The 2,616-nt window shown below is 47.4% G+C and carries 1 protein-coding gene; it reads left to right on the forward strand.

Annotation, left to right across the window (positions count from 1 at the left end):
* Positions 1-400: 400 nt before the first annotated feature.
* Positions 401-2,616, forward strand: a 2,216-nt coding sequence (locus H6F50_RS02660) for a zinc-dependent metalloprotease (RefSeq protein ID WP_190426049.1), incomplete at its 3' end; no start/stop codon positions are given.

Here is a 2,616-nt window from a genome sequence, read left to right on the forward strand (position 1 = left end):
GAAACACGCGATCGCATTAACAAAGCCTTAAACGCCCAGTTGGAATCGAAGTGAATCCACCATCGACGATAAATGGTGCAACTTGAAAGGGTTGGAGGAGAGGTTAAATCCAGGGGAAACAGCCATCCGCTATTAAATATAAACTTTTTTGGTTTTTTGGCTGGCGCATAGTATTTTTAGACTCCAAAGCGGGAATCTTAAACAGGGAGCCGCTGATGCATTCAAAAATGGCGTTGCAAACGACGTTCAACTTTAGCGTGCAACATAGCTCTCTAGGTTTTATTAAAGAGACAAAGGATTTATGTGCTGTCTTCAGTCCGGCTTAGATGGTGTCTATAAAGCACCAACCCCATCATTGTTTTAACTTGAATCAGTAATCGTCAATCAGTTTAAAGACAAAATGAAAAAATCGCCATTCTACGTGTGTTGTCTTCTGGGATTATTATTCGCAAATGTTTCTTCAGTTAAAGCAGCCATCACGAACGCCCAGAAGCCAGCGGTACATCCTCCAGTTTTAGCTAAAGATATAAATATAGAAAATTCAGACTTTCAATCCTTCGATGATACGGTTAAAAATACTCAAAAGCTGGAAGGATTATTTACCCTTTACCGAAACAAACAAACCGGCACAATATATCTAGAAATTAAACCAGACCAGCTCAATAAAAACTACCTTGCCACCATTACCTTAGACTCCGGAATTGGCGAACGAGGTCTTTACAGCGGAATGCCGCTGCAAGATATGCTTTTCTATTTTCGCCGGGTCAATAACAATTTGCACTTTGCCGTCCGCAACGTGAACTTCCGCACTAGTCCCGGCAATCCAGAACAGCGATCGCTAGAACGAGGGTTTTCTGACTCCGTTCTCAGTTCCCTGAAAATTATCAGCATTCATCCGCAACGCCAAACCATTCTCGTCGATCTGGGGAACCTGCTACTCAGCGATTTACCTGGATTAAGTTCGTATTTAAAAACTGCTTTGGAGGCTTCATACCAGCTAGAAGAAGACAAAACCTACTTCGGTGCTGCCAAAGCTTTCCCCCTGAACATGGAAATTGAGTCGATTTACGGCTTCTCTAACCCTAGTGGAGATGACGGGGCGTATTTGCCGACGTTGCCTGACAGCCGCGCCCTTTCCCTGAAGGTACATTACAGTCTCTCCCAGCTACCGGAAAACAACGGCTATATTCCGCGTCTTGCCGACGAACGGATTGGATACTTCACGACGGTTTACAAGGATTTTTCCAGTAAAAGTGGTAAAGATCCGTTTGTGCGCTACATCCAGCGCTGGAATCTAGAAAAGCAAGATCCCGCAGCTTCCTTGTCGCCACCCAAAAAACAAATTGTCTTCTGGATTGAAAATACTGTCCCGGTTGAGTACCGCGACGCCATCCGCGAGGGCGTTTTGATGTGGAACGCCGCGTTTGAGAAGGCGGGATTCAAGGATGCGATCGCAGTGCAGCAGATGCCAGAAAATGCGACTTGGGACCCGGCTGATGTGCGCTACAACACGATTCGCTGGTTCAATTCTTTGGATGCCGCATTTGCATTAGGGCCGTCGCGGGTTAACCCGTTGACTGGGGAAATCTTGGATGCTGACATTATCGTGGACGCTGACTTTGTGAATTCGTTCAAGCAGGAATATCGCCACCTGATCGAACCGAACCAGAAGGGGAACAGCAGTATTTGTCACCGTGGCTTCTTGCCTTCTCACTCGTCTAAACAAGGTGCAGCGCGTGGTGGTGCCAACAGACAGGTCAAACCTTCGTTATTAGAACAGGATGGTCACAACCATCGGTGTGAGGGAATGCAATTTGCCAATCAAATGGCAGTTGGGTCGCTGTCGCTGTCACTATTGCAGAATGTCAGTCCCAGAAGCGATCGCATGAAAGAGTATATTCATCAATTTGTGCGATTGCTGATTGCTCACGAAGTCGGACACACTCTAGGCTTAAGACACAACTTCCGTGGCAGTACCCTCTTAAGACCAGAGGAATTGAATAACACTGACATCACCCGCGCTAAGGGGATGGTGAGTTCCGTCATGGACTATCTGCCACCCAACTTGGCACCCCAAGGGGTCAAGCAAGGAGATTACTATACCAGCAAGGTGGGGGCTTATGACGAGTGGGCGATTGAGTATGGTTATAAACCCAGCGGCGGGGTAATTCCCATCGCCGAACAGCGGTTTCTCGATGAGATTGCCAAAAAATCGAGTCAGCCGGAATTAGCTTATGCCTCCGATGAGGACAGCTTTGACCTCGATCCCACTGTGAACCAATATGACATGAGTCTCGATCCGCTAGGCTACGCGCGATCGCAACTGGATATCGACCGCCAACTATGGGATCGTCTCAATAAAGGGTATCCCGGCACCGGCGAAAGTTACAGCGAAGTCAGCGATCGCTTTAACACCGCGTTTATGCACTATTTGCAAAACGTGTTCTTGATTACTAAATATATTGGTGGACAATCGTTTTACCGGGATCGCCCCGGAAACCGCAACGGACGCTTACCCTTTGAACCTGTGCCAGTCGCCAAGCAGCGAGAAGCCTTGGCAGCATTGCAAAAGTATGTCTTTGCGGAAGACGCTTTTAATTTCCCGCCGGATCTACT

Source organism: Coleofasciculus sp. FACHB-712 (genome assembly GCF_014695635.1).
Lineage (GTDB): Bacteria > Cyanobacteriota > Cyanobacteriia > Cyanobacteriales > FACHB-T130 > FACHB-T130.